Source organism: Zobellia nedashkovskayae (genome assembly GCF_015330125.1).
GTDB lineage: Bacteria > Bacteroidota > Bacteroidia > Flavobacteriales > Flavobacteriaceae > Zobellia > Zobellia nedashkovskayae.
In genome coordinates, this window is record NZ_JADDXR010000002.1 from 2,570,482 (window position 1) to 2,597,190 (window position 26,709).

Consider the following 26,709-nt stretch of genomic DNA (forward strand, 5'->3'; position numbering starts at 1 on the left):
AAATTTTTAGATAATGTTATTTGCCATCCGCGGCTTTAACTTCACCTTTAATTTTAAGAACCTTAGTAGGTGTATCTGCATTAGAAATAACGGTTATTGCTTTTCTAATTGGACCTACACGGTTGGTGTCATATTTTACAGAAATCTCTCCTGTCTTACCCGGTAAAATTGGGTCTTCAGGTTTTTTAGGAATGGTACAACCACAACTAGAGCTTACTTTGCTAATAATTAAAGGCGCTTGGCCGGTATTGGTAAATTCAAAAACGCGGACGCCATCGGCTCCTTTTTGAATTTCACCGTAGTCTACGGTTTCGGATTTGAATTCGATTTTAGCGGCCTTGTCCTGTGCGGTAAGGGATAATCCCATTAGGCCAACAAATAATACGAGTACAATTTTTTTCATTTTATTAAATTTAGGGAATTTCAAAAATAAATCTTTTAAGATGAACCTCCAAAATTCTTTTGTTATCTGTTAACGTTACTTATTTTTGTTTCGTATTTGAAACTAGGCAAAATTGCCATAAATTATATATAACGTAACTTCTTATTTCGGTCTTTATTGTTATGACCGTCAATCCTTAGACAAAAACCGTTCCAAAAATATGGATATCCCTTCTAAATATGACGCCCTAAAAGCTGAAAACCACTGGTATGATTACTGGATGGAGCATGATTATTTTTCATCTACCCCAGATGAAAGAGAGCCTTATACTATTGTAATTCCTCCTCCTAACGTAACCGGAGTGCTTCATATGGGGCATATGCTGAACGTCACTATTCAAGATGTATTGACCAGAAGGGCCCGTTTAATGGGTAAGAATGCATGTTGGGTACCGGGAATGGACCACGCTTCTATTGCTACAGAGGCTAAAGTTGTGGCAAAATTGAAAGCCCAAGGCATAGATAAAGCCGATTTAACTCGCGAAGAGTTTTTAAAACACGCGTGGGATTGGACAGATGAGTATGGTGGGGTTATTCTTGGTCAGCTCAAAAAATTAGGTGCTTCGTGTGATTGGGATCGTACCAAATTCACCATGGATGACGATATGTATAAATCGGTCATTAAAGTATTTGTTGATTTATTCAATAAAGGATTGATATACAGAGGGCACCGTATGGTAAATTGGGACCCAGAAGCGCAGACGACACTTTCCGATGAAGAAGTAATTTATGAGGAAAAACAGGGGCTTTTATATTACCTGTCATATCCAATTGAAGGTTCTGATGAGCGCGTAACCATTGCTACGACAAGGCCTGAGACTATATTAGGGGATACGGCTATCTGTATTAATCCTAATGATGAAAGGTATCATCATTTAAGGGGTAAAAAAGTAATTGTTCCTATATCAGGTAGGGTGATACCTATCATAGAAGATGAGTATGTAGATATTGAATTCGGTACGGGATGTTTGAAAATAACGCCAGCCCACGATATTAATGATAAGGCTTTAGGTGAAAAGCATGGCCTTGAAACTATAGATATCTTTAACGCAGATGCAACGCTAAATTCTTTTGGATTGCATTATGAGGGAAAAGACCGTTTTGTAGTTCGAAAAGAAATTACCAAGGAGCTTGAAGAAAAAGGATTTTTGGTCAAAAAGGAGAACTACGTTAATAAAGTAGGTACTTCAGAACGTACTAAAGCTGTTATTGAACCTCGTTTAAGTGATCAGTGGTTCCTAAAGATGGAAGATTTGGTAAAGCCGGCTATCAAAGCTGTTCTTGAAACGGAAGAGGTTAAATTCTTCCCTAAAAAGTTCGAGAATACCTATCGTCATTGGATGGAGAACATTCGCGACTGGAATATTTCGCGCCAATTGTGGTGGGGACAGCAGATTCCTGCCTTTTATTTTGGTGATGGACAAGAAGATTTTGTAGTAGCAGAAACTGCAGTTGAAGCCTTAAAATTGGCTCAAGAGAAATCAGGAAATGCCAATTTGACAGAGGCAGACCTTAGGCAGGATGAAGATGCGCTAGATACTTGGTTTTCTTCTTGGTTATGGCCTATTAGTGTCTTTAACGGCATTTTAGAGCCGGATAATAAAGAGATAAATTACTATTATCCAACCAATGATTTGGTGACCGGTCCAGATATTATTTTCTTCTGGGTAGCTAGAATGATTATTTCTGGTTATGAATACCGTGATGAACGGCCTTTCAAAAATGTGTATTTTACTGGGTTGGTTCGTGATAAGCAGCGTAGAAAAATGTCTAAATCGCTAGGAAATTCTCCTGATGCACTTAAGTTGATAGAAGACTACGGAGCAGATGGTGTTCGTGTTGGACTTTTACTAAGCTCTGCTGCGGGTAACGACCTAATGTTCGATGAAGATTTATGCCAGCAAGGTAAGAATTTTGCCAATAAAATATGGAATGGTTTCCGATTGTTGAAAGGGTGGGAGATTGCAGATTTGCCACAACCTGAAGCATCAAGATTAGGTATTGAATGGTATAGAGCTAAATTCAATAAAACCTTAGTAGAGATTGAAGACCATTTTAGCAAGTATCGTATTTCAGATGCCTTAATGGCAATTTATAAGTTGGTTTGGGATGATTATAGTTCATGGTTGTTGGAGATTATTAAGCCAGATTATCAGAAACCTATAGATAGAACTACTTATGAAGCAGTAATTGTTTTATTTGAACAGAATTTAAAACTGTTACATCCGTTTATGCCCTTCTTGACAGAAGAAGTTTGGCAACACATTACAGAACGCACACCGGAAGATGCTTTGGTTATTTCTAAATGGCCAAAAGTAGAGAAGGTAGATGAAGCGCTTATAGAAAGTTTTGATGTGGCTGCAGAAGTGGTGTCCGGTGTTCGGAATATTCGAAAAGAAAAGAATATTCCAATGAAAGAGAGTTTAGAGCTTATGGTTCTCAACGAAGGGAATTTTGCTAAAACTTGGGATGTGGTTATAGAGAAGCTGACCAATGTTGGTGAAGTTGCTTATGTTGATGCTACGGTTGAAGGTGCTTTATCTTTCCGTGTAAAAAGCAACGAGTACTTTGTTCCAATGAGCGGCGCAATTGATGTTGAGGCCGAAATTAAAAAGATTGAAGAAGAGTTGAAGTATACCAACGGCTTTTTGAAATCTGTTCAGAAGAAACTATCTAATGAGCGTTTTGTAAACAATGCACCAGAAAAGGTGATAACTATAGAGCGCCAAAAGCAAGCAGATGCTGAGGCAAAAATAGAAACACTAGAGAAAAGTTTGGCAAGTTTGAAGTAAGCTTTTTTTCTTAAAAATTAATGCAGCCGGATATTCTTTTATTAGAATATCCGGCTGTTCTGTTAAGTAACCCTCAGGAGTGCTTTAATTACTTTTTGTTATTAAATGATTTTAAAAACATACTATTCTTTTGATTCATTTTTATTCTTTTCGTAGGTCTTGAGTGATTGAAACGTGAATTACGAACTACCAAATGAACTGAAATTCATTTATGACCGTATATTGTTATGTCTTGAGATTTTAACGACATCGAAAATTAGTTTGTATAGCTCCATATTCTTACTTGGGTACATGTTTTTTAAGATTTGTCTGATCTGCTTAAGTCATTGGAGGCCCCAATTGTCATAATTTTAAATGTTCCCCCATTGTATGACTTCGGGGTCCTTCTTTTTTGTATTGCAAGTAAATTTTAGCCAGTATATCTTCTTATTTAATTTTTCATGTTTATATTTATGTAAAACCAACATAACATGAAAAAGATAACATTTTTTGCAGCTCTTTTATCAGTTTTTTTTGTGACTTCACAAGAAGCTGAGACCGAAATTCTATCACCTGAAATTCAAATTAAAACAGCGGTTCTGCCTGCGCCAGAAGCAGATAAAGATGCTGCCATTGTCTATGGGTATGATAGTTCGGGGAATTTGGTGGTGTTGAGGGAGGGAACCAATAATTTAGTATGTATTGGCGATGACCCAACAAAAGAAGGAGTGAGTGTGGCATGTTATTCCAAAACATTGGAACCTTTTATGAAAAGGGGTAGAGAATTGACCGCAGAAGGAAAAAACACAAAAGAAAAAAGAGAAATTCAAGGAGCCGAGGTTGCTGCAGGTAAATGGCAGATGCCTATAGTGCCAAGTATGCTTTATATTTATTACGGTAGTGACGAGGCTTACGATAAGAAAACAGGTGAATTGGGAGATGGACAATACCGATATGTTATATACACTCCATTTGCTACGGTAGAATCCACTGGATTACCATCAAAGCCTCATGAAAAAGGGATGCCTTGGTTAATGGATCCTGGTACTTTTCGCGCTCATATTATGGTAGGTCCTTTTAATTAAATTAGGACCAATTAGAAAAAACGACTAAATTCTGTTGTTTATTATAGTTTCATTTTCTTTTAACTTAATCTACTTTAAGTGGAAACGTATGCTCAGGCACTCTTATATGCAATCCCATTTTTTGTGGCTCTACTAGCTGTTGAAATAGGTTATGGATATTTCATCAAAAATCAAAAGCATAAAGTAATGGATTCAGTTTCGAGTATAAGCTCGGGCTTTACAAATATTATAAAAGATACTTTAGGCCTAGGTTTTATCCTGGTGACCTATCCTTTTTTATTGGAACATTTAGCGGTATTTAAAATGGAGAGTACGTGGCTATTGTGGTTTGTTGCATTTATTGTCATTGATTTTGCAGGATATTGGAATCATCGTCTAAATCATAAAATAAATTTTTTCTGGAATCAACATGTTATACATCATAGTAGTGAAGAGTTTAACCTAGCCTGCGCTTTACGACAGCCCATTTCTAATTTAGTAGGATATTTTCCATTGTTAATACTTCCTGCAGCTATTTTGGGTATTCCCAACGAAGTAATAGCCATATTGGCTCCTGTCCATCTTTTTGCACAGTTTTGGTATCATACCCAACATATAGGTAAAATGGGTTGGGCGGAATATATTATTGTTACACCATCCCAGCACAGAGTGCACCACGCTATAAATCCTGAATATATAGATAAGAACTTAGGGCAAATTCTTTGTGTGTGGGATCGGTGGTTTGGTACTTTTCAAGAAGAGTTAAAGGATGTTCCACCTCAATACGGTGTATTAAAACCAGCTTCAACTTGGAATCCAATACCTATTAATTTTCAACATTTCTGGCGGTTGTTACAAGATGCTTGGCGTACAAGAAGCTACTATGATAAATTTCGTATTTGGTTTATGCCAACGGGCTGGAGGCCTGATGATGTCAAAGAGAAATATCCAATAACCATAATTGGAGATGTATATGGATTTACACGCTATGAAACACCTGCATCTAATGCTTTAAAATTCTATGTGGTTTTTCAATTGATAGCTACCACTCTCTTGTTATGGTTCATGTTCTATAATTTTGAGACTATAGGAGTTAGCGGTCTTTTACTTTTTGGATTTATAGTTTTTACTGGTATTTATGGGTACACTACTTTAATGGATAGAAAGCAACACGCTGCTTATGTTGAATTATTTAGAGGAGTGCTGGGCTTAGTATTGATAATTTTTACAGGAGATTGGTTTGGCATGAATTACTATATATCCTTTGGGAGTTGGCTTGTTGTTTTTTACTTTTTAATTACTATATTTTCAGGATTATATTTCACGTATTTTGAATCTTCCACTATAAAGAAAAATACAATAGCCTAATTGGGTTTAACAAAGATAATTTTAGGAGCCTTTTAAAGAAAAGAGCTGTATCAAACTTTTAATTTAACACGGTTATGAGACCTTTTATTTTAGCAGAAACGAATTGGGAAGCCTTAAAGGATGAAAAGTTCGATTTAGCCATATTACCTTGGGGTGCAACCGAGGCACACAATTACCACTTGCCTTATGCTACGGATAATTATCAAGCAGACCATATGACTGCAGAATCTGCACGTGTAGCGTGGGAGAAAGGAGGGAAGCCTATAGTGTTGCCCACGCTTCCGTTTGGAGTTAATACAGGGCAGTCTGATATTTATCTAGATATTAACTTAAATCCAAGTACGCAATTCGCTATTTTGACTGATATAGTAGAAGTGCTCAATAGACAAGGTGTTTATAAATTACTTATTTTTAATGGCCATGGCGGTAATAACTTCAAACCTTTGGTTCGTGAGCTGGGATATAAATTCCCTAAAATGTTTATCAGCTTTTGCTTCTTTCCAGGGGTGTTGAACAAGGATTTGTATTTTGATGAAAAAGGAGACCATGCAGATGAAATGGAAACTAGTCTCATGCTTCATTTACGACCCGATTTGGTATTACCAAGAGAAAAATGGGGAGATGGAGCTTCTAAAAAATATAAAATTCAATCTTTTTCAGAAGGTTGGGCTTGGGCAGAAAGAGAGTGGTCAAAAATAAGTGAAGATACTGGTGTAGGTAACCCACATAAATCTACCAAAGAAAAAGGGGGGCGGTTCTTTAATGATGTTACCCAGAAAATGGGCGATTTTATCTATGAACTCTGTAAAGCGGATACGGAAGACCTTTACGAATAAAACAGGCTACAATAGTTGAAAAAAGTAATAATTATTCTTTACCTCTAACTTCAACTTTAACGAGTTTAATATATGCCTTCATAGCATCATCTCGCTTAATGTTTTTAGCCTGAATTAGTGCATTGGCTTTAAAAGCATTGATCAAAGGAGTTCTACTTCCCGGATTGCTATAGTTTCTATTCGCTATTTTATAATAAGCGTATAGCTTAAGCAGTAGATCGGCCGGCAGAGGTTCGGTAAAGTTATTCATGAACTCTACCGCCTTGTCGAAATCAGTATGTAATTTCTCCTTCTTCATTCTTTTTTAGAACTGCGGCAACACACGTTTCTGCACCGATTACTTTTTGGTTTAGTTTTACGGTAATTGCACAGTCTAACGGCAAAAACAAATCAACTCTTGACCCAAATTTTATGAAACCTGCATCTTCACCTTGCTGAACGTTATCACCTTCTTCCGCATAATTGACAATACGTCTCGCTAAGGCACCAGCAATCTGTCTGTAAAGGATATCTCCAAATTTAGGTGTCCGTATAACTACAGTTGTTCGTTCGTTCTCTGTACTGGACTTAGGGTGCCAAGCTACTAAATATTTACCAGGATGATATTTTGAGTATTTTACACTTCCGCTTACGGGATAACGCGTAACATGAACGTTTATAGGCGACATAAAAATAGAAACCTGTATACGTTTGTCTTTAAAGTATTCGGTTTCTTCAACCTCTTCAATAACAACTACTTTTCCGTCAACGGGCGCCAAGATGTCATCAAAGTTTTTTGCTGCCCTACGTGTAGGGTTTCTAAAGAATTGCAAAATCAAAATTAAAAACACGAGAGCAATTAATTGAATTCCCAACCGTAGCCATGGAATGTCAATAGCATATTGAGAGCCAAGTACAACTAAAGCCACAATAAAAAAGGTGATCAGGATAATTTTTTGACCCTCTCTATGAAACATGTGCGAAAATTTTTAAAGTTAAGTATGCAAAAGGTGCGGCAAATATTAAACTATCTAGGCGATCTAACATGCCGCCATGGCCAGGTAAAATAGCACCACTATCTTTTACGCCTGCCGTTCTTTTAAATTTTGACTCAATTAAATCACCTAAGTTCCCCGTAACTACAATTACAATAGCCAACATAACCCATTGCAGGGGATTTAAGATGGGCTCGTACTTAGCCATAAAATAAGCCGTTCCAACGGCGAAAACTAAACCACCAAGTGCACCTTCAATTGTTTTCTTTGGTGATACCGCAGAGAACAACTTTGTGCGCCCAAAGCTACGACCAACAATGTAAGCAAACGAATCATTTACCCAAATTAAGATAAAAATACCTATAATTAAAAATTTGGCAAAGTCATTATTGGTATATGGAATCATTGTAAGGAAAATGCAACCGCCTCCTACATAGAATAAGCCAATAAGAAATTTTTGAATTGTATTAAAGAGTTTAGTCCTTTTAGAAAAAAGAAAAAACAGAAGCATAAAGTTTACGGCTAGAGTACACCCTAAAAGAATGTAAACCAGATACATATCACTTACGAAATATATATAGGCCCACCACAATATTAAATAGGCTCCATAAATATGGAGTCCCTTTAACCCAACAAGTTTTTTGTATTCATTTAGACAGGCAAGTCCAAATATCATAAATAAAAAGTCGAAAGCATCCGAACTTAAAAAGACCACGGACAATAATAAAAAGATGTAAACAACTCCTGTAATCGACCGCCTTAAAATTTCCTTCATACTATTATAGGTCTTCCAAAAGTAAAAGGTACAGGTTCTTAGAACTGCTTCCGTAAGTTAGGAAATCATCTGAGTTTCCTTCGTTTGCCTGAAAGTGCTTTAGTGTAGTAATGTTTGCGGGAATATTATGACCGTATTTTTTCTTAATCGTTTTTAAGCCTTCACCTATAGATTCCACTAGTTGACTAGTGGTAGCAAATACGATTACATTGTAAGGTAGTTCGTTAAGCTTTTTATCCATTAGTTGATTAGAACAAACCAATATAGATCCATTTTGAGCAATTAAATGCTCGCAAGTGGTGAAAAAGACTTCACTATCTCTGCTAGTATTTGTAAAGCTAATGTTTTCTTTTGCGAACTTTTCTTTGAGCTTTGGGTTCATGACATAGAAGGGGTGTTCCTGCCAGCTATTCTCATTAACGATATTCTTTACCGCTTGAGAAATTTCTGAAAAAGAATCGCAGTAAAGAAATTTACCACCATTTTGTTTAAAATGTATGGTAAATTTCTCATCTACAGGAATGTTCAGGTCGGGCATATGCGCACCTCTAGTTTCCGCTGTTTCTTTGGAAACCTTCTTTTGCTTACCACCGCCGAATAATTTGTCAAATAGCCCCATTTGCTCTTATAAAACTCAATGCGTGTTCTCCTCTAGTTAAAGAAAACGCTAAATATTCTTATTTATTTTCCTCACCTTCTTCTGCTAACGTATCCTCGGCGGATGATTTTTTAGTAGAAATTTTTTCTTGTCCTTTTTTATCGAATTCTTCACCGAAATCTCTTTTACCGAAAATCTTCTCTAAATCTTCTTTAAAGATTACCTCTTTTTCCAGCAATCTTTCTGCAAGAATAGTAAGCTTATCTTTATTATCGGTCAATACTTGAATAGCTCTTTGGTACTGCTCTTCAATAATTCTAGATATCTCTTTGTCAATTTTTCTGGCAGTATCCTCACTATAAGGTTTGGAGAAACCGTATGAATCTTGTCCTGAAGAATCATAAAAGGTAACGTTCCCAATCTCGTCATTAAGACCATAGATGGTTACCATTGCTCTGGCTTGTTTAGTTACTTTTTCCAAATCGCTTAAAGCTCCTGTAGAAATCTTGTTGAAAATAACTTTTTCAGCAGCTCTACCTCCCATGGTAGCACACATTTCATCTAGCATCTGCTCTGGACGAACAATTAGGCGTTCTTCTGGTAAATACCACGCAGCACCTAAGGATTGCCCTCTTGGAACGATAGTTACTTTTACCAATGGAGCAGCATGCTCAAGCATCCAACTTGTAGTGGCATGACCCGCTTCATGGTAAGCAATAGTTTCCTTCTCACCAGGAGTAATTATTTTATTCTTTTTCTCTAATCCACCAACAATTCTGTCAACGGCATCCAAGAAATCTTGTTTAGTAACGGCTTTTTTCTCTTTTCTTGCAGCAATTAATGCAGCTTCATTACAAACATTGGCAATGTCCGCACCAGAGAAACCAGGTGTTTGTCTCGCTAAAAATTCTGTATCTAAAGCTTCAGCAGTTTTAATAGGTCTTAGGTGAACTTCAAAAATTTCTTCACGTTCCCTAATATCCGGTAAGTCCACATATATCTGTCTGTCAAAACGTCCAGCCCGCATCAATGCTTTATCCAATACATCTGCACGGTTGGTAGCAGCTAATACAATAACATTAGTGTTTGTTCCAAAACCGTCCATCTCAGTAAGTAACTGGTTGAGCGTATTTTCACGTTCATCATTAGAACCGGTAAAGTTGTTTTTACCACGTGCACGGCCAATAGCATCTATCTCATCAATAAATATAATGGCAGGTGATTTATCTTTAGCTTGTTTGAAAAGGTCACGTACTCTTGACGCACCTACACCAACAAACATTTCTACGAAATCAGAACCAGATAGAGAGAAGAAAGGTACTTTGGCTTCTCCTGCAACAGCTTTGGCTAAAAGGGTCTTACCCGTTCCCGGAGGACCTACAAGAAGGGCTCCTTTAGGTATCTTTCCACCAAGAGAAGTATACTTGTCCGGGTTTCTTAGAAATTCAACAATTTCTTCAACTTCTTCTTTTGCGCCTTCTAGGCCTGCAACATCTTTAAAAGATGTTCTAGTGTCTGTCTTTTCATCAAAAAGCTTTGCTTTAGATTTGCCGATGTTAAAAAGTTGACCACCAGCACCGCCGCCGCCGCCGCCAGACATTCTACGCATCAAATAAATCCAAATACCAATTATTAAAACAAAAGGTAATATACCTAAAAGAAGATCCATTAGATAGTTATTGTCCGTATCATAATCGACAATAGTATCTAGGTTGTTTTCTTTTTTTATATTTTTGATTTCATTCTCAAAGTTCTGTAAATCACCATAATCCAAAACATATTGCGGAACAACACCTGTTGAAGGAAGTAGTGGCTTTTCAGCTACATCTTTATGAACATCCTTTGCCATGGCTTCGTCTGTAAGAAAGACTTTAGCTTGACGGGTATTGGTAATGATCATAATTTCTTTGACATCACCATTTCTAAGGTATTCTTGTAACTCTGAAGTTGTTGTCTTTTTGGTGCTGGCTAAGTTGCCACTACCTATAAATTGAAAACCAATTAAAAGTATTGCAATCAATCCATAAATCCACCATGAACTGAACTTCGGTTTCTTTGTATTCGTGTTGTTATCTTTAGCCATTATTTTTTTTTACTGATTCAAACTGCTACTACTTTCTATCTTGGTCACTTTAGCATCTCCCCAAAGGCCCTCAATATCATAATACTCCCGAATATGTTTTTGGAAAACATGTACAACAACGTTTACGTAATCCATAAGCACCCATTCGGCATTATCTTCGCCTTCTACATGCCAAGGTTTATCTTGTATTGCTTTACTAACGATTTTACGAATCGACCCTACTATGGCGTTTACGTGTGTGTTTGAAGTACCATTACTAATTATAAAGTAGTCGCAAACTGTGTTTTCTATATCTCTAAGATCAAGTAAATAAATATCATGACCCTTAACTTCTTCTATTCCCTGTAATATCAATGCAATTAGTTCATCTGCACTGGCTTTGCTTTTTTGCATTCAAAAATTTTAGTTTGTACAAAGTTATTATTTTTTTGTTCTTTTAGACCTAGTTTTTTATAATAGATACAATATATTCTAAATATGCCTAGCATGAACATAATCAAACTTGATGCCACGGACTCTACAAACGCACATTTAAAGCGTTTGTTGTCCGATGGTCTATGGGCTGATTTTACAGTAATTACCGCAAAAGAACAGCTAAAAGGCAAAGGGCAAATGGGGGCTAAATGGCAATCTGATTCCGGTAAAAACCTTACTTTTAGTGTGTTAAGGCAGGATTTGGGTTTGAGTGTTACTGATTATTTTATTTTGAATATTTGTGTAGCGTTAGCCGTTTATAAAACTTTAAGAGCACATCAAGTACCGGATTTAAGCATAAAATGGCCCAACGACATTCTGTCAGGTACTTCAAAAATTTGTGGTATTCTTATTGAAAATATCCTTTCTGGAAATTTAATAAATACGGCTATAATAGGAATTGGCCTTAATGTTAACCAAACCTTCTTTGGTGAACTGGAAAATGCGTCGTCTTTAAAACTGATACTCGGGAGCAATTTTGACTTAGACGAATTACTACATGAGGTTGTAAAAAACCTAAAATCCGTCTTTTTAAAGTCGAATGCTGATAGCAAGGAAAATCTCTGGAAAGCATATGAGCAAGTTCTTTTTAGAAAAGACAAACCCTCAACTTTTGAGAATAAGCAAAATGAATTGTTCATGGGCTTTATTCGTGGAGTTTCACCAACCGGGAGACTTCAAATAACGCTTGAGGACAACGTGCTAAAAGAATTTGATATTAAAGAGGTGAAATTGCTCTACTAATTAAATCTTAGTTAAGTTGTCGGACAAAGTACCCATGAAATTTGTTATTGGGTGTTTGATCATCATAGCCATCATAGCGTTAAACTGACCTTCAAAACTTAAAGAAACTTTACTTTCAGTATCGCTTACGGAAACAATATCCGCAGTAAGTGTAAATGGCAATTTATCGCTTGCAGCACCTAAAATAATCTGACTGTTAGGTGTTTGGGTTTGACGCTCCAATACAATTTGAGGCATACCTTTTAGTGCAAAAAGAAATCGATCTTCGTTTATTACTTCAAACTTATCGATATTATCCGGCATCAATTTTTCAAAATTCTTTAGGTCGGTCAAGAAATCATAGACTTCTTTATCTCCTTTTGGAATATCTTTTTGAGGTGTTTCTATGTGCATATTAATATTATTGTTGCCATTTAGATGGATTTTTTCTCCATTCTAATAAGGTGTTTAACTGATCTTCTTTAATAAATTTAGTGTCTGAAGCTTGTTCAATTAGATGCTCATAGTCACTCAGTGTATTTAAAGAAACATTTTTTTCTTCAAAATTACTTTGCGCAACATCAAAACCGTAAGTAAAAATGGCCAACATGCCTTTAACATTGGCGCCAGCCTCTGTTAAAGCGTCTACAGCATTCAAACTACTTTTTCCAGTACTAATTAAGTCTTCAATAACTACAACAGTTTGGTTGGGTTCTAATTGCCCCTCTATCTGGTTTTTTCTTCCGTGAGATTTTGGCTCAGGTCTTACGTAAATGAAAGGAAGTCCTAAAAAATCTGCAACTAAAGCCCCTATTCCTATAGCGCCAGTGGCTACTCCGGCAATAATATCCGGTTTGCCATAAAGCGCTTCTACCTGCTTTGCCATTTCTTCCCTAACGAAGTTTCTAATGGCAGGATAGGAGAGTATTATTCTATTATCACAATAGATTGGAGATTTCCATCCGGAAGCCCATGAGAAAGGATTTTCCGGTTTCAACTTAATTGCATTAATTTGCAATAGAAGTTCGGCCGTTTTCTTGGCGGTATTTTTGTCTAAAACCATGACGCAAATGTATAAAGTTTTTGTGAACGAATTGCCTTTGATCTTAACAAATAAACTCTCGGAAACCGGAGGTGGTGAATATTTTTTGCTAAACGAAGCTTCTATTCAAGAAGCAATAAAGGCGTTGAGGAAGAAAAAATTGACTGAAGCGTATATATATCACCCTAATCATGAGGATATTCTTAAGAAGTTCACTCATAAAATTCCACTAGTAGTTGCAGCTGGTGGAGTGGTTACCAATGACCTGGGAGAGGTACTGTTTATCTATAGAAATGATAAGTGGGATTTACCAAAGGGAAAATTGGATAAAGGTGAGTCTATAGAAGCTTGTGCCATAAGAGAAGTTATGGAGGAAACTGGTGTGAAAGATTTACGGATAGAGAACTTCCTTAGAATTACCTATCATATATTTAGCAATAATGGTGTATATACTCTAAAAGAGGTGCATTGGTATGCTATGAGAACTAGTTTTATGGGGAAACTTAAGCCAGAAAAGAAGGAAGGAATAATTAAAGCAAAGTGGAAAGGTCCCAAAAAGATTCAAGAAGCGCTCTTAAATTCTTACAACAACATAAAAATCCTTTTTGGGGCATAAGCTTTAGTTTTTCATTATTCTATATACCGGATATTGCAAATGGGCCGCTTCATAATGGTCCGAATGTTTATAAAGCCAATCTAGTTGCGCGTACCAATTGGTGCTAAATGTTGAGTCATTGGCTTTCTTTGAAAGGAAACTGTCTCTCAATATTTGATTTTCTTCCAGCAGTTTTGCTGCTTCATCTTCAAAAACATACGGAGAGAAACCTTCTTTTTGTTGTAAAACCGAATCGAAAAAATTCCAATTAAAAAAAGAATCTTTGGTTTCAGGTTCCAAGGTTTCTAAAATATACCTGATACCTTCTTGTTCGGTAGGAATGATAATATCCCCTTGTTGAAATGTTTGTTTTTTAGTTGAGTTCAATACTTTAATGTCATAGTGTGGGTAATGACCCTCGTACGGGTAGTCTAAAGTCTTGTAGCTATCTATTTTATATGATTGTACAGTTATTAGTGTGTCTTTTTTTATGGTGTTGTAGTCTATTTTATTAAGCTCTAATAGGGAAAGGACTTTATGCCATCCTTTTTTTAAAATATAGGCTTCTGGAATTACCACGGAATCAACAGCTTTGTAAAAATTTTGATAGGCCACCTTTTTAGTAAAAGGTTTGGTCTTGTCATATTTTAGGCGCGTTAATCCAGTAACTTCACTGGTAAGTGTGTCACCTTCGTAACCCTTAAAATCTAGAGTTGTTGTCTTTGTTGTATCTACCTGCCATTTGGTGGGGTAGTGGGTCCAATCTTTATGTCTGTGTTTGGCTTCTGCCCTAAGTTGTTTTATTTGTTTATAATCCGTCTCCGTTAGATCAATCATTTTAGTCATGAGAGTATAAGTGCCTTCCACTCTTTGCTTGTAAGGTTTAAGCATGTGAGTTTCTACCATCATGCCAAAAGTATTCCATAATGTGGTGTAACCCGTAGAGTATCTTGGGTAATCCATAAATTGAGAAAATCCTTTTTCTGGTACTTCGTTAAAAACATTTACGTAAGGAGTAATATCCCATTTTGCATCCTGCAAAGATTTTTCTAAGGATGGCATCATTGTATTATTTATATAATTACCTAACTCACCACCCATTTTATTATGTTGTGTAAAAAGGTGGGTTAAAGTATATTGGTAATCTGCCCCATTGCTTACATGATTATCTATAAAAATATCAGGGTTAACCATATGGAAGATTTGAAAAAATGTTCGCGCATTTTTTGTATCTGCCTTAATAAAGTCTCTATTGAGGTCGTAGTTTAACGTATTACCACGAAAACCGTATGATTTTGGTCCGTTTTGATTTGCTCTCGTTGTACTGTTTCTGTTAAGTGCCCCACCAACATTATAAATAGGAATGGTGACCAATATGGTATTTTTTGGCGCCTTTAATTTGCCAGTAGCAAAATCCCTGTAGAGCATCATTGTAGCATCAATACCATCACTCTCGCCAGGGTGTATGCCATTGTTGATGAAAAGAATAGTTTTCTTGTCGCTTATTTTTTGAAAGTTGAAGTCCCCGTCGGGGTTATAGGTGATAATATGTAGTGGGTGACCGCTATCTGTATCACCAATAGTCTGCATATTTATTTCAGGAAACTCCTTGGCTAAGCGAATATAGAAATCAACTGTTTCTAGATATGTGGCAGTTTCAGTACCATTGCTAAGTTCAAAATGAGTTTTGTAATCTGCTGTTTTGTCTTGATGTTCCGTTTCGCATGAAAAACAAACGAGTACGACTACCAAAAGGATGGTAAATAAGAAGGGGTTAATATTCGTAGATATTCGTCGCATATATCAAAAATAAGCAAAAACAGGTAAGCTTATACTATGCAATTTTGGTAATCTCGGCAACGTGTTCTTTACGGATGGGTTTGTTGTTGAAGGTAATGGTATGGGCGGTTTTTTTCTTAAAACCTTCCCAGTTTTGTAAATCTATAGTGTCAATAGAAGAGGTGATAATGTTTACTCTTACCTTATCTGTTAGGTTTAGGGTAATAAATTCTTCTAGGAATTGCCAGCCGTCCATAATTGGCATGTTAATGTCCAAGAAAATTACCTGAGGAACTTTTTTATTTTCTTCAATTCTCTTTTTAATACCATCTATTGCGAACTTGCCATTACGGTATACGGTAATATCATTACAATCAACCACAAGACTTAACATCTTTTGAATGCCAAAAACGGTAATAGGGTCATCGTCAATAATGCAAATACTTTCAATTTTGTTCATTAAAATATATTTTGAAGGTAGTACCTACGCCTACCTCACTAGCAACTGTCACTTTGCCGTTCATTGCCTCTATTTGATTTTTGGTTATGTAAAGACCAATGCCTCTAGAATCACTATGATCATGAAAGGTCTTGTACATGCCAAATAATTTCTCTCCGTATTTTTTAAGGTCAATACCCAAGCCGTTATCTTCAATAGATAGAACTATAAATCCGTTTTCACTTGTTGCACTCAACGTAATCAATGGTGGTCTATCCGGGTGTTTATATTTTACAGCATTTGTAATGAAATTCATGAGAATACTGTCTATATATGAAGGAATAACTTTGATTGCCGTATGCTCTGATATGGCATTTATTATTTTAGCATTATTGTTAACTAAGAATTCTTTTAGATTTCGTTTTACGGAAACTATGCGCTGATTTAGTCGAATAGGTTTACGCTCAAGATTAATGTTGGTATTGATTGCTACTACCTCATTCAGGTTTTCTAATGTCTCCAATAAATTATCTGATGCATGTGTAAGCATTTTTACAATATGGGTCTTTTCTTCCTCGTTTTTTTCGTTGGTAAGAAAATCCAATAACATGGAGAAGTTAGCGGTATGTGAACGCAGATTGTGAGAAACAATGTGAGCAAAGTTTACCAGTTTCTTGTTCTGTTGTGAGGTAACGTTAATAAGGTCACGTAATTCTTGTTCTTTTTGCTTGATATCCGAGATATCCATACTGATGCCTACTAGACCCTGAGCTTTACCGTTGTTTCCTTTTAAAGGTATTTTAGAGGTAAGAAAAGTAGCAATTCTACCATCTTTAGTTTCGTTTATAGTCTCTCTGCTTAATATAGGAATAAGAGTTTCCATTACCTGCAGGTCTTCAGCTCTGGAAAGAGATGCAACCTCATCATTAAAAAGGTCGAAATCACTTTTTCCCAATAATTCATCGGGACTGTCAACTCCCATGTAGTCGCATTCCGATTTATTGACCAGAATTTTTCTAGATTCAGTATCTTTTATAAATACGTTTAATGGTAAGTTGTCAATAAGTGTACGAAGCAAAAGTTCATTTTCTTTGGTCTTAGCCTCTGATTGTACTTCCTTTTCAATATTTTGTAAAGTTCCTTTAACGCCAACTATTTTGCCATCTAAATAAGTAGGCATAGCGGCTATCTGAACCCAAATTTCTTTTCCTTTGTAGGTTTTGAACTGTAATTTTTCATTCCATTTTGTACCCTTGCTCATGGTTTCATGAACAAGCATAGATACGGTGTTTCTGCTATATCCATCTTTATAGGAAGAAATGGCAGCATCAAATGTAAATTCGTAATCTTCATTAACTTCATATATTTTACGAATTACATCGCAACATACGAGTTTGTCATTTAAAATATCGTAATCCCAAACTCCAATCTGACTAATTTCGCACATAGCATCCAAAAGGGATTGAAGTCTATCTGTTTGTTCATTTTTGAGTTTGTTTGTAGTAATATCTTCAAAATTTATAATAAGACCAATAGTCTCAGCCGTATCATTTTGCCATGCTGTGCACGCCCATTTATACCATTTTGAACCTGCAGCACTTTTTAAGGTGTAATTTAAATTAGCATGATGAGACTCATCCGTAAGATAATTGTAAAGCTTTTTCTCCCAATTATCACTAAGAGTTGTAAAAAGTTCATTGATTGGTTTGCCAAAAGTGTTTTTAGCTTCAAAAGAAAAGTCACTCATAAACTTGTCGGACGCATAAATAACCTCGAACTTTTTGTTCGTGAAAACAGTGGCCGTTGGCAGCTGTTTTACAAGGGGGTTATTCAGTTTGGTTTTGGTTCCGTTCAAGGTCATGTGGTAATTTCTTACTAAACTAGGCGCATTTGGCGTGATAACTAAACCTTTGTTGTGAATAGTATCAAACTCGTTGTGATGTTAGGATAATAGGATGTTTGGCTTGATTAAAAAATCATTTTTGTTGTATTTACCTACAAAATACAAATAATTTATAACAATACCTCCCCCTGAAATATCATATTCAGAAATAAATTTAAAAATTTAAGATATGCGTACAGTATCGGGCACAAGGCTAGTGTAGTCGCCACCGTTACGAATTACGTCTCTAACGATAGAAGAACTAATGTAAGATTTTCCTGAACTTGTGAGTAAAAAAACGGTTTCTATCTCAGATAATTTTCTGTTAGTATGCGCAATAGCTTTTTCAAATTCAAAATCTCCAGGATTGCGTAAGCCTCTTAAAATAAAATTGGCATCTACTTTCTTACAGAAATCTACTGTAAGACCTTCGTATGTAAGAACTTTTATTTTTGGTTCATCTTTAAAAGCGGTTACAATAAACTTCATACGTTCTTCTAATGAGAACATATACTTTTTATCGGCATTTACACCAATAGCTATTATAATCTCATCAAAAAGGGTGATACCTCTTTGAATAATATCAGAATGACCTAAGGTAAGTGGGTCAAATGAACCTGGAAATATAGCGCGTCTCATATGTTCTGTAGAAATTTTGGAGCTAGTTTGCCCGTTCTTGTAAAGTTATATTTTTTTACTTAAAGCTTCATCCACGGCACTAGTAAACAATTCTTCTAGTGTAATACCGGCCTTTTCTGCCTGCTGCGGTAAAATACTTTCAGTAGTAAGACCAGGCGTGGTATTCATCTCCAACATGTAGGGTTCGTCACCAATAAAAATAAACTCGCTTCTGGAATAGCCTTTCATTTTTAATACCTCGTATGCACGTTTGGCAAGTTCTTCAACCTTTTCTTGCTGTATTTTGGAAATACGAGCGGGAGTAATTTCTTGAGATTTACCCTCATACTTTGCTTCGTAATCAAAAAAGTCGTTCTCTGTTACAATCTCTGTTATAGGTAAAACTTTTGTTTTGCCTTTATAGGTTATCACACCAACTGAAACTTCTGTACCGTCTAGAAAAGATTCAATGATAATTTCATCATCTTCTTTGTAGGCATTTTCTATGGCACTCTTTAGACTCTCCTTTTCATGAACTTTAGAAATACCAAAACTGCTTCCGGCCTTATTTGCTTTTACAAAACAAGGTAAACCTACTTTTTCGATTATCGCCTCTTCATCTATTTTATCGCCTAAGTTTAAATAATATGACGCCGCAGCGTTTATTCCGTAAGGTTTTAGAACGCTTAGAAGGTCTCGCTTATTAAATGTAAGAGCAGATTGGTAATAGTCGCAAGACGTCTGTGGCATACTCAGTAGCTCAAAATAAGCTTGCATAAGTCCATCTTCTCCCGGTGTGCCATGAATTGCATTAAACACACAGTCAAAACTCAAGGTCTCATTTCCTAGGTTTACGGTAAAATCGTTTTTATTTACGGGGTGTTCTTTTTCGCTCTCATCAACATAGACCCATTTATCCTTAAAAATATGGATAGGGTAAGTATTGAACCTTTCCTTATTAATGTAGGTATGCACCACATTTCCACTTTTTAGCGAAATTTTATATTCACTACTGTAACCACCCATAATAATGGCAATATTTTTCTTCATACGACCGTTTAAAATTTACTCAATAAAACGAAACCGAAATTAAACAAAAAAAGCAACACGAGTTCACTATATTTGTTGCGTTAAAAGGAACCCGATGCGTAATTTTTTCAATTTTTTAAAAAGTAAGGTATTTTTTATTCAAATAGGTCTAGCCATATTGGTTTTGATACTCTTTGTTTTTTTTACGTTACGTTGGTTGAGTTCAACCACAAATCATGGTGAATTTGTTGAAGTACCGGACTTTGCTAAAATGTCTGTACCAGATATGCGCGAAGCTGCAGAGGAGGCAAAATTAAGATACGAAGTCTTGGATTCTGCTAATTTCAATCCGGATTATCCTAGATTCTCTATTATTGAGCAAACTCCTCCCGCAGGTAATAAGGTAAAGGAAAATCGTAAAATTTACTTTACGGTAAATCCATCTGGTTATAAAAAGGTTTCTGTACCTAATATTATACAAGTTACACAACGTAATGCAGAGTCTATGCTTCGCGCCGTTGGTTTAGACGTGCAACGCGTTACGTATATAGATCAGTTGGGTAAAGACATGGTCTACTATATAAAGTATAAAGGCAAACAAATTAAACCTGGTGATAAACTTCCTAAAACTTCAAAAGTAGAATTGGTTTGTGGCAATGGTTCTATAACGGATAAAGCAAGGGTTCAAGCAGATTCAGAATAATACATGCAAACACCAGAAAATCAAGAATTAAACGATGACGAGCTTTTTGAGCATCACCGTGTCATAGCCTCTAAAGGGCAAGAGCCATTAAGAGTAGATAAATTCTTAATGAACTTTATTGAATACGCTACCCGAAATAAAATTCAACAATCTGCTAAAAGCGGACATATTTGGGTTAATGGGACTATCGTAAAGCAAAATTATAAGGTAAAACCAAATGATGAGGTAAAGGTTTTGTTTGAACATCCACCTCATGAATTTCTTTTGGTTCCAGAAGATATTCCTATAGATGTTGTTTATGAGGATGATGTTCTGCTAGTAGTTAATAAACCTGCTGGCATGGTAGTACATCCTGGCCATGGTAATTATACTGGTACTCTTATAAATGCACTTTTACACCATGTTAAAGATTTACCTACAAATAGTAATGAGCGCCCTGGTCTGGTACACCGTATAGACAAGGATACTTCAGGTCTTTTGGTGGTAGCCAAAACGGAAGCAGCTATGACGCATTTGGCGAAACAATTCTTTGATAAAACTTCTGAAAGGGAATATGTTGCCTTGGTTTGGGGTAATGTTAAAGATGAAGAAGGTACTATAGAAGGTAATATTGCAAGAAATCCTAAAAATCGTCTTCAGATGCATGTTTTTCCTGATGGAGATGAAGGTAAAGAAGCCGTAACGCATTACTCTGTAATAGAGCGGTTAGGTTATGTTACTTTAGTTTCGTGCAAATTAGAAACTGGCCGTACCCATCAGATAAGAGTGCACATGAAATATATTGGCCATACGCTTTTTAACGATGAGCGCTATGGAGGTGATAAAATTTTAAAAGGAACCACATTTACAAAATATAAACAGTTTGTAGATAATGCTTTCAAGATTTTACCGCGCCAGGCATTACACGCCAAAACGTTAGGTTTTGTACACCCTGTAACTGGAGAAACTATGCGATTTGATTCTGAAATTCCTCAAGATATGGTAGAGTGTATTGAGAAATGGAGACATTACTCACATCACAGCAGTTAACTTATAAATAACATTGATACCAATATCAATAACTCTTTTCTTTAGCTTTAGGTCGCGTTGATAATCATCAGTATTTTTACCTTAAGTTTTTGAAAATAGATACTAGTATGAAAATTGTTATCTCACCTGCAAAATCATTGGATTTTGATAAAGATTATCCCAGATTTAGGGAAACACAGCCTCAATTTTTAGATGAAGCCTTAAAGCTGAACAAAATTTTAGCCAAGAAAAACCCTAAAGACCTATCTGAACTGATGGGTATTTCAGATAAATTGGCACAGCTTAATTATGAAAGGAATCAAAGTTTTGAGGTTCCTTTTACATTGAAAAATGCCCGTCCTGCTATTTATGCTTTTAATGGTGATGTCTATCAAGGTTTAGACGCCTATAGCATGCCCGCGCGTAATGTGGAGAAACTACAAGAAAAACTACGAATTCTCTCTGGTCTTTATGGCTTTTTACGTCCTTTAGACTTAATGCAACCCTATCGTTTGGAAATGGGTACACAACTAAAAGTGGGTAGAAAGAAGAATCTTTACGAATTTTGGAAAAAGACTTTAACCGATGAATTAAATTCAGAGTTGAAAGATGATGAACTTTTCATCAACCTAGCCAGTAACGAATATTTTAGTGCAATAGATAAAAAGGCATTAAAGGTGCCTGTAATAAGTCCCGTTTTTAAAGACTGGAAGAATGACAAGCTTAAGATAATCAGCTTTTATGCTAAAAAAGCCCGTGGTTCTATGGTACGTTACATCATAGATAAAGATGTAAACACGTTAGATGATCTTAAGGGGTTCAACTATGACGAGTATGAATATAGTGAAGCACATACCGTAAAAGAAAACGAACCCGTTTTCATTAGATAATTATTTCTTTTTTTTAATATCAATTTTTTCTTCCACGGTAGGGCGTCTCTTGATTTTTCTTGGTCGCCTTGCCCCAAAAGAGCGATTTGCTATTTTGCCTCTTCTTGATTTTTTATCTCCTCGTCCCATATCTTTTCATTCTTTGTTTTAATATACAGTTTTAGATTTACAACTTCAAATGAAGTGTTTAAAAACAACTTTATTGGATTAAAGAAGCGTCACAAAATTCCTTTAATTAATAAGGATAACATATTGCTATCCTACGTCAAAAAAGTTAAGTTTGTTTGAATCAGTTTTTGTATACGAATTTAAACAACGCACAAATGAAGATAGAAAAGGTATTAGTAGCGAATAGAGGAGAGATTGCTATACGTATTTTCAGGGCCTGTGTTGAGATTGGAGTGCGTACAGTGGGTATTTATACCTATGAAGACCGGTATTCCTTACACCGCTATAAAGCTGATGAATCCTACCAAATAGGGGAAGACAACGAACCGCTAAAACCGTATTTGGATATTGACGCCATTATAAAGGTGGCCAAAGAGAATAATGTAGATGCCATTCATCCAGGTTACGGATTTCTATCTGAAAACGCCAAGTTCGCTCAAAAATGTGAGGATAACGGTATTGTTTTCGTTGGGCCTAAAGTATCTGTATTAAAAGCACTGGGAGATAAAATTACTGCTAAAGAGGTAGCCGTAGCGAATAATATTCCTGTTATTCAAAGTAGTGATAAAGATTTAAAAGATGTAAAAATAGCCATTAAGGAAGCCAAAAGAATTGGTTATCCGTTAATGTTGAAAGCAGCTTCTGGTGGTGGTGGTCGTGGAATGCGAGTTATTAGAACTCAAGAAGAGCTAGAAAAAGGCTTTCCAGAAGCTAAAAGAGAATCGTTGAACGCCTTTGGCGATGATACCGTTTTCTTGGAGAAGTTTGTTGAGAACCCAAAACATATAGAAGTACAAATAGTTGCAGATACCCATGGTAACATAGTTCACCTTTTCGAACGTGATTGTTCGGTGCAAAGAAGGTATCAGAAGGTTATAGAATTTGCACCATCCATAGGGCTTCCTCAAGAGACAAAAGACAGTCTTTATAAATATGCAATTGATATTTGCAAGGCGGTCAATTACAATAACATTGGTACAGTAGAATTTCTGGTAGATGATGATGGCAGTATTTACTTTATTGAGGTAAACCCTCGTATACAGGTAGAGCATACGGTTACAGAAATGATAACCAATATAGATTTGGTAAAGGCACAACTGTTTATTGCTGGCGGGTATAAGTTATCGGATACCCAGATTAAGATACCTAGTCAAGAATCTGTTCAGGTAAATGGTATTGCACTGCAGTGTAGAATTACTACAGAGGACCCTTCCAATGACTTTAAGCCAGATTATGGCGTAGTAACTACCTATAGAAGTGCTTCTGGTTTTGGAATTCGTTTAGATGCGGGAAGCATTTATCAAGGCGTGGTTATTTCTCCTTTCTTCGATTCTATGTTGGTAAAGGTTTCTGCACGCAGCCGAACGTTAGATGGCTGTTGTAGAAAAATGAGACGTGCTTTGGCAGAGTTCCGTATTCGTGGTGTAAATACCAATATGGCTTTTCTTGATAATATCCTAAAGCATGATACTTTCCGGGAGGGAAAAGTAACTGTTAATTTTATAAAAAATGAACCTAAACTTTTTGAGTTTGTAGAGCCTAGAAATAGAGCTAACAAGCTTATTACTTTTATAGGGGAAACTATTGTAAACGGTAACCCCGATGTTAAAAATTATGACCCTAACCGAAAATTCACAAAACCGAAAGTTCCATCGTTTTTAAAAACAGACAGCTTTCCTAAGGGAACAAAAGATTTGTTGACCGAGATGGGTCCGGAGAAATTTTCCCAGTGGTTGAAAGCGGAGAAAAAAGTACATTTTACGGATACTACCATGCGTGACGCCCATCAGAGTTTATTGGCAACTCGTATGCGAACGGTAGATATGATGAAAGTAGCCGAAGGTTACGCTAAAAACCATCCTGAGATATTTTCTATGGAGGTTTGGGGCGGTGCCACCTTTGATGTTTGTTTACGGTTTTTACATGAAAATCCTTGGGAACGTTTAGCCCTTTTGCGAAAATCCATGCCAAATGTATTGCTGCAAATGCTTATTCGTGGCTCTAACGGAGTTGGATATACCGCATATCCTGATAACCTAATCGAAAAATTTGTAGAGGAATCCTGGAATACTGGAGTAGATGTTTTTAGGATTTTTGATTCATTAAATTGGATGAAATCCCTTGCGCCATGTATTGAACATGTGCGAAAGCGAACGGGAGGCCTAGCAGAGGGTTCCATCTGTTATACAGGTGATATTTTAGACCCTTCCAAAACAAAATACGACCTAAAATACTACATACAACTAGCTAAGGATATAGAGAATGCCGGCGCCCATATTCTTGGTGTAAAAGATATGGCAGGACTTTTAAAACCAAATGCAGCTTTTGAGTTAATTTCAGCATTAAAATCAGAAATCAACATTCCTATTCACTTGCACACGCATGATACTTCTTCGGTGCAGACCGCTACCTATTTAAAAGCGATTGAAGCTGGTGTAGATGTGGTGGATGTTGCTTTAGGAGGTCTTTCGGGGCTTACCTCACAACCTAACTTTAACTCGGTTATTGAGATGTTGCGCTTTAATGAGCGAGAGAACAAAATGAATACTGATAAGTTAGCCGAGTATTCTGATTATTGGGAAGGTGTAAGAAATTATTATTACACTTTTGAATCTGGATTGAAGTCAGGTACGGGAGATGTGTATCACCACGAAATTCCTGGGGGACAATATTCCAATTTAAAAGGTCAAGCTATTGCATTAGGTCTTGAAACCAAGTTTACGGACGTAACTAAAATGTATGCTGAGGTTAACCAAATGTTTGGTGATATTGTAAAAGTTACACCAAGTTCTAAGGTAGTAGGCGATATGGCCCAATACATGGTTAGTAATAACCTTACTGTGGCTGATATAATGGAAAAAGGTGAGGATATTTCCTTTCCGGAATCTGTAAAAAGCTTTTTCAGGGGAGACCTAGGGCAACCTGTTGGTGGATTCCCTAAGAAATTACAGAAGATTGTTTTAAAGGATGAGAAACCATATACCAATAGACCTAATGCGCATCTAGAACCTATAGATTTTGATAAGGAGTTCAAAGCTTTTAAAAGAAAGTTTAGTAAGGGAATGGGTAGACCACTTGAAATGACCGATTTACTTTCGTATCAATTATATCCAAAAGTGTTTACGGATGCATATAACAACCATGTAAAATATGGCAATGTAGTGAACATACCTACCAAAAATTTCTTTTATGGTATGGATGTGGGCGAAGAAATTATGGTAGAACTTGAAGGCGGAAAGAACGTTTTGATTTCTTTGATGCTTAAGGGTGAACCAGATGAAGCTGGAAACGTTAGTATTTTCTTTAAAATCAATGGACAGCTTAGAAATGTACTGATAAAGGATACGTCTGTAAAAGTCGAAAAGCAAGAAAACATAAAAGCAGACTCAGCCGATCCAAAACAAATTGGAGCACCGTTGCAGGGGCTATTATCTAATGTGTTGGTTAAAACGGGACAGGAAGTCAAAAGAAATCAACCGCTGTTTGTTATCGAGGCCATGAAAATGGAAACCACGGTAACAGCAACAGAGGAAGGAGTTGTCGCTAAAATTCAATTGAAAGGTGGTTCTTTGGTTAATTCGGAAGATTTGGTGTTGACCCTTAAATAGGTATACTTTTGTACTTATGTTTTCACACACGCATCCTTATGAGCCTTTCATTTTTGAGCAAGCGGAAAAGCTGATTGTCGGCACATTACCGCCGCCTAGATTCACGACTGGAGAACTGAAAATAGATGATGTAGATTTTTGCTATGGCAGTAGAAATGGTATGTTGTGGCCTATTTTAGATCGTATTTTTGATTTAGGTCTGGTATATGAAAATACCAATTTGGCCATTGAGCAACGCAAGAACTTCTTGCTCTCAAATAAAATTGCGGTTTGTGATATTGTAGAAGCCGCGGAGCGGGATAAAGTAGATGCTTCAGATTTGGGAATGCAAAATGTTCAGCTAAGAGATGTAGTTAACTATTTAGAAATTTATCCGAACCTAAAAACGGTTCTCTTCATGGGCGGTAACAGCAAAAACGGACCAGAATACTTCTTTAGAAAACTTTTGAAAGCTTCAGGATTAAAATTGAAAACGATTTCTGACCAAGTGCCACGTGTGTACGAACTACAACTTCCTGAATCAAAACGTATCATACGAACCGTTTCTCTAACGGCGCCATCAGGAGCGGCAAATAGGGCGGTGGGCAGTTTGGACTCTTATAAACGGATGAAAGCTGCAGATGTCAATTTTAACACATTGGATTTTCGGGTTATGCAGTACCGCGATTTTTTTACTCGATAATCAAGATTAAATGATCTAAGGCTTGCCTCGAAATCCAAATGTATTTCTTTTAATGCTTAATGGGCTTACCTTGAGGTAGTTTACTTCCTAAGATATCTATCTTATTTCCGCTTAAAAAAACACCAATGAAATAGTCATAAACTAAAAAGAGTCTCATCG

26 protein-coding genes are annotated in these 26,709 nt (G+C 36.3%); 11 read left to right on the forward strand and 15 right to left on the reverse strand.

Annotated elements, in window-relative coordinates; translation table 11 throughout:
- Positions 1 to 16: 16 nt before the first annotated feature.
- On the reverse strand, positions 17 to 403 hold the full coding sequence (locus tag IWB64_RS10755) for a DUF1573 domain-containing protein (RefSeq protein ID WP_194534002.1): 387 nt from the start codon (positions 401 to 403) through the stop codon (positions 17 to 19).
- 199 nt (positions 404 to 602) lie between these two features.
- Here IWB64_RS10755 and IWB64_RS10760 point away from each other — a divergent pair, with 199 nt between their 5' ends.
- The 4 genes from IWB64_RS10760 (at position 603) to IWB64_RS10775 (ending at position 6,480) form a co-directional block, all read left to right on the forward strand.
- The gene (locus IWB64_RS10760) at positions 603 to 3,233 is read left to right on the forward strand and encodes a valine--tRNA ligase (protein ID WP_194534003.1); all 2,631 of its coding nucleotides are present in this window, start codon (positions 603 to 605) and stop codon (positions 3,231 to 3,233) included.
- 470 nt (positions 3,234 to 3,703) lie between these two features.
- On the forward strand, positions 3,704 to 4,297 hold the full coding sequence (locus tag IWB64_RS10765; RefSeq protein WP_194534004.1) for a hypothetical protein: 594 nt from the start codon (positions 3,704 to 3,706) through the stop codon (positions 4,295 to 4,297).
- A 78-nt stretch (positions 4,298 to 4,375) separates the two neighbouring features.
- Positions 4,376 to 5,644, forward strand: coding sequence for a sterol desaturase family protein (locus IWB64_RS10770; protein ID WP_194534005.1), 1,269 nt, complete (start codon positions 4,376 to 4,378; stop codon positions 5,642 to 5,644).
- 74 nt (positions 5,645 to 5,718) lie between these two features.
- Entirely contained in the window at positions 5,719 to 6,480 is a 762-nt protein-coding gene (locus IWB64_RS10775) for a creatininase family protein (RefSeq protein ID WP_194534006.1), read from the forward strand.
- Between the two features lie 31 nt (positions 6,481 to 6,511).
- On the opposite strand, the gene IWB64_RS10780 is transcribed toward IWB64_RS10775, so the two are convergent.
- Genes IWB64_RS10780 through rsfS form a run of 6 tightly spaced genes read right to left on the reverse strand, consistent with a single transcriptional unit; the run spans position 6,512 to position 11,303 of the window.
- Positions 6,512 to 6,778 carry an acyl-CoA-binding protein gene (locus tag IWB64_RS10780; protein ID WP_194534007.1) on the reverse strand — a complete coding sequence of 89 codons (267 nt, stop codon included), beginning with the start codon at positions 6,776 to 6,778 and terminating at the stop codon, positions 6,512 to 6,514.
- The gene (locus IWB64_RS10785; RefSeq protein ID WP_194534008.1) at positions 6,753 to 7,436 is read right to left on the reverse strand and encodes a phosphatidylserine decarboxylase family protein; all 684 of its coding nucleotides are present in this window, start codon (positions 7,434 to 7,436) and stop codon (positions 6,753 to 6,755) included. Before IWB64_RS10785 ends, IWB64_RS10780 begins: the two co-directional genes overlap by 26 nt.
- Positions 7,426 to 8,229 (reverse strand): phosphatidate cytidylyltransferase, encoded by an 804-nt coding sequence (locus IWB64_RS10790; RefSeq protein WP_194534009.1) that lies wholly within the window; start codon positions 8,227 to 8,229, stop codon positions 7,426 to 7,428. Before IWB64_RS10790 ends, IWB64_RS10785 begins: the two co-directional genes overlap by 11 nt.
- 4 nt (positions 8,230 to 8,233) lie before the next feature.
- The gene (locus IWB64_RS10795) at positions 8,234 to 8,848 is read right to left on the reverse strand and encodes an LUD domain-containing protein (protein WP_155597552.1); all 615 of its coding nucleotides are present in this window, start codon (positions 8,846 to 8,848) and stop codon (positions 8,234 to 8,236) included.
- Between the two features lie 58 nt (positions 8,849 to 8,906).
- A complete protein-coding gene (ftsH, locus tag IWB64_RS10800; protein ID WP_194534010.1) occupies positions 8,907 to 10,910 on the reverse strand; it encodes an ATP-dependent zinc metalloprotease FtsH in 2,004 nt (667 codons plus the stop codon).
- Between the two features lie 9 nt (positions 10,911 to 10,919).
- Complete coding sequence (gene rsfS, locus IWB64_RS10805) at positions 10,920 to 11,303, reverse strand: ribosome silencing factor (RefSeq protein ID WP_194534011.1); 384 nt, start codon at positions 11,301 to 11,303, stop codon at positions 10,920 to 10,922.
- Between the two features lie 93 nt (positions 11,304 to 11,396).
- On the opposite strand from rsfS, the gene IWB64_RS10810 reads away from it, so the two are divergent.
- Positions 11,397 to 12,128, forward strand: a complete 732-nt coding sequence (locus IWB64_RS10810; RefSeq protein ID WP_194534012.1) for a biotin--[acetyl-CoA-carboxylase] ligase — start codon at positions 11,397 to 11,399, stop codon at positions 12,126 to 12,128.
- Here the strand turns inward: IWB64_RS10810 and IWB64_RS10815 are convergent, their stop codons facing one another.
- Positions 12,129 to 12,521, reverse strand: coding sequence for an SRPBCC family protein (locus IWB64_RS10815; protein WP_194534013.1), 393 nt, complete (start codon positions 12,519 to 12,521; stop codon positions 12,129 to 12,131). It lies immediately after the preceding gene.
- 7 nt (positions 12,522 to 12,528) lie between these two features.
- Positions 12,529 to 13,170: an orotate phosphoribosyltransferase gene (gene pyrE / locus IWB64_RS10820; protein WP_194534014.1), complete on the reverse strand. Its 642-nt coding sequence runs from the start codon at positions 13,168 to 13,170 to the stop codon at positions 12,529 to 12,531.
- Between the two features lie 7 nt (positions 13,171 to 13,177).
- Between pyrE and IWB64_RS10825 the strand changes: the two genes are divergently transcribed.
- A complete protein-coding gene (locus tag IWB64_RS10825) occupies positions 13,178 to 13,765 on the forward strand; it encodes an NUDIX hydrolase (RefSeq protein WP_155597546.1) in 588 nt (195 codons plus the stop codon).
- A 3-nt stretch (positions 13,766 to 13,768) separates the two neighbouring features.
- Here the strand turns inward: IWB64_RS10825 and IWB64_RS10830 are convergent, their stop codons facing one another.
- The 5 genes from IWB64_RS10830 to IWB64_RS10850 all read right to left on the reverse strand — a co-directional run bounded on the left by IWB64_RS10830 (position 13,769) and on the right by IWB64_RS10850 (position 19,512).
- The gene (locus IWB64_RS10830) at positions 13,769 to 15,544 is read right to left on the reverse strand and encodes a M14 family metallopeptidase (RefSeq protein ID WP_194534015.1); all 1,776 of its coding nucleotides are present in this window, start codon (positions 15,542 to 15,544) and stop codon (positions 13,769 to 13,771) included.
- Positions 15,545 to 15,578: 34 nt separating this feature from the next.
- A complete protein-coding gene (locus IWB64_RS10835) occupies positions 15,579 to 15,983 on the reverse strand; it encodes a response regulator (RefSeq protein WP_194534016.1) in 405 nt (134 codons plus the stop codon).
- A complete protein-coding gene (locus IWB64_RS10840; RefSeq protein WP_194534017.1) occupies positions 15,970 to 17,823 on the reverse strand; it encodes a PAS domain-containing protein in 1,854 nt (617 codons plus the stop codon). Before IWB64_RS10840 ends, IWB64_RS10835 begins: the two co-directional genes overlap by 14 nt.
- A gap of 204 nt (positions 17,824 to 18,027) precedes the next feature.
- On the reverse strand, positions 18,028 to 18,483 hold the full coding sequence (gene coaD, locus IWB64_RS10845; protein ID WP_194534018.1) for a pantetheine-phosphate adenylyltransferase: 456 nt from the start codon (positions 18,481 to 18,483) through the stop codon (positions 18,028 to 18,030).
- Between the two features lie 45 nt (positions 18,484 to 18,528).
- The gene (locus IWB64_RS10850; protein ID WP_194534019.1) at positions 18,529 to 19,512 is read right to left on the reverse strand and encodes a D-alanine--D-alanine ligase; all 984 of its coding nucleotides are present in this window, start codon (positions 19,510 to 19,512) and stop codon (positions 18,529 to 18,531) included.
- 94 nt (positions 19,513 to 19,606) lie between these two features.
- Between IWB64_RS10850 and IWB64_RS10855 the strand changes: the two genes are divergently transcribed.
- The 3 genes from IWB64_RS10855 to yaaA all read left to right on the forward strand — a co-directional run bounded on the left by IWB64_RS10855 (position 19,607) and on the right by yaaA (position 22,092).
- On the forward strand, positions 19,607 to 20,194 hold the full coding sequence (locus IWB64_RS10855; RefSeq protein ID WP_194534020.1) for a PASTA domain-containing protein: 588 nt from the start codon (positions 19,607 to 19,609) through the stop codon (positions 20,192 to 20,194).
- Positions 20,195 to 20,197: 3 nt separating this feature from the next.
- Positions 20,198 to 21,223, forward strand: a complete 1,026-nt coding sequence (locus IWB64_RS10860) for an RluA family pseudouridine synthase (RefSeq protein ID WP_194534021.1) — start codon at positions 20,198 to 20,200, stop codon at positions 21,221 to 21,223.
- A gap of 107 nt (positions 21,224 to 21,330) precedes the next feature.
- Complete coding sequence (gene yaaA / locus IWB64_RS10865) at positions 21,331 to 22,092, forward strand: peroxide stress protein YaaA (protein ID WP_194534022.1); 762 nt, start codon at positions 21,331 to 21,333, stop codon at positions 22,090 to 22,092.
- Here yaaA and IWB64_RS10870 read toward each other — a convergent pair whose 3' ends face one another.
- Positions 22,093 to 22,221, reverse strand: coding sequence for a 30S ribosomal protein THX (locus IWB64_RS10870; RefSeq protein WP_081889188.1), 129 nt, complete (start codon positions 22,219 to 22,221; stop codon positions 22,093 to 22,095).
- Positions 22,222 to 22,415: 194 nt separating this feature from the next.
- On the opposite strand from IWB64_RS10870, the gene IWB64_RS10875 reads away from it, so the two are divergent.
- Complete coding sequence (locus IWB64_RS10875) at positions 22,416 to 25,868, forward strand: pyruvate carboxylase (protein WP_194534023.1); 3,453 nt, start codon at positions 22,416 to 22,418, stop codon at positions 25,866 to 25,868.
- 16 nt (positions 25,869 to 25,884) lie between these two features.
- On the forward strand, positions 25,885 to 26,550 hold the full coding sequence (locus IWB64_RS10880; protein ID WP_194534024.1) for a uracil-DNA glycosylase family protein: 666 nt from the start codon (positions 25,885 to 25,887) through the stop codon (positions 26,548 to 26,550).
- Positions 26,551 to 26,709: the final 159 nt, after the last annotated feature.

Coding starts and splice junctions, on each gene's coding strand:
- IWB64_RS10775 (WP_194534006.1), top strand. CDS start 5,719: ATGAGACCTTTTATTTTAGCAGAAACGAATTGGGAAGCCTTAAAGGAT.
- IWB64_RS10790 (WP_194534009.1), bottom strand. CDS start 8,229: ATGAAGGAAATTTTAAGGCGGTCGATTACAGGAGTTGTTTACATCTTT.
- IWB64_RS10780 (WP_194534007.1), bottom strand. CDS start 6,778: ATGAAGAAGGAGAAATTACATACTGATTTCGACAAGGCGGTAGAGTTC.
- IWB64_RS10755 (WP_194534002.1), bottom strand. CDS start 403: ATGAAAAAAATTGTACTCGTATTATTTGTTGGCCTAATGGGATTATCC.
- rsfS (WP_194534011.1), bottom strand. CDS start 11,303: ATGCAAAAAAGCAAAGCCAGTGCAGATGAACTAATTGCATTGATATTA.
- IWB64_RS10785 (WP_194534008.1), bottom strand. CDS start 7,436: ATGTTTCATAGAGAGGGTCAAAAAATTATCCTGATCACCTTTTTTATT.
- IWB64_RS10840 (WP_194534017.1), bottom strand. CDS start 17,823: ATGACCTTGAACGGAACCAAAACCAAACTGAATAACCCCCTTGTAAAA.
- IWB64_RS10880 (WP_194534024.1), top strand. CDS start 25,885: ATGTTTTCACACACGCATCCTTATGAGCCTTTCATTTTTGAGCAAGCG.
- IWB64_RS10815 (WP_194534013.1), bottom strand. CDS start 12,521: ATGCACATAGAAACACCTCAAAAAGATATTCCAAAAGGAGATAAAGAA.
- IWB64_RS10835 (WP_194534016.1), bottom strand. CDS start 15,983: ATGAACAAAATTGAAAGTATTTGCATTATTGACGATGACCCTATTACC.
- coaD (WP_194534018.1), bottom strand. CDS start 18,483: ATGAGACGCGCTATATTTCCAGGTTCATTTGACCCACTTACCTTAGGT.
- IWB64_RS10760 (WP_194534003.1), top strand. CDS start 603: ATGGATATCCCTTCTAAATATGACGCCCTAAAAGCTGAAAACCACTGG.
- IWB64_RS10825 (WP_155597546.1), top strand. CDS start 13,178: ATGTATAAAGTTTTTGTGAACGAATTGCCTTTGATCTTAACAAATAAA.
- IWB64_RS10765 (WP_194534004.1), top strand. CDS start 3,704: ATGAAAAAGATAACATTTTTTGCAGCTCTTTTATCAGTTTTTTTTGTG.
- IWB64_RS10855 (WP_194534020.1), top strand. CDS start 19,607: ATGCGTAATTTTTTCAATTTTTTAAAAAGTAAGGTATTTTTTATTCAA.
- IWB64_RS10870 (WP_081889188.1), bottom strand. CDS start 22,221: ATGGGACGAGGAGATAAAAAATCAAGAAGAGGCAAAATAGCAAATCGC.
- IWB64_RS10795 (WP_155597552.1), bottom strand. CDS start 8,848: ATGGGGCTATTTGACAAATTATTCGGCGGTGGTAAGCAAAAGAAGGTT.
- IWB64_RS10875 (WP_194534023.1), top strand. CDS start 22,416: ATGAAGATAGAAAAGGTATTAGTAGCGAATAGAGGAGAGATTGCTATA.
- yaaA (WP_194534022.1), top strand. CDS start 21,331: ATGAAAATTGTTATCTCACCTGCAAAATCATTGGATTTTGATAAAGAT.
- pyrE (WP_194534014.1), bottom strand. CDS start 13,170: ATGGTTTTAGACAAAAATACCGCCAAGAAAACGGCCGAACTTCTATTG.
- IWB64_RS10860 (WP_194534021.1), top strand. CDS start 20,198: ATGCAAACACCAGAAAATCAAGAATTAAACGATGACGAGCTTTTTGAG.
- IWB64_RS10810 (WP_194534012.1), top strand. CDS start 11,397: ATGAACATAATCAAACTTGATGCCACGGACTCTACAAACGCACATTTA.
- IWB64_RS10850 (WP_194534019.1), bottom strand. CDS start 19,512: ATGAAGAAAAATATTGCCATTATTATGGGTGGTTACAGTAGTGAATAT.
- ftsH (WP_194534010.1), bottom strand. CDS start 10,910: ATGGCTAAAGATAACAACACGAATACAAAGAAACCGAAGTTCAGTTCA.
- IWB64_RS10830 (WP_194534015.1), bottom strand. CDS start 15,544: ATGCGACGAATATCTACGAATATTAACCCCTTCTTATTTACCATCCTT.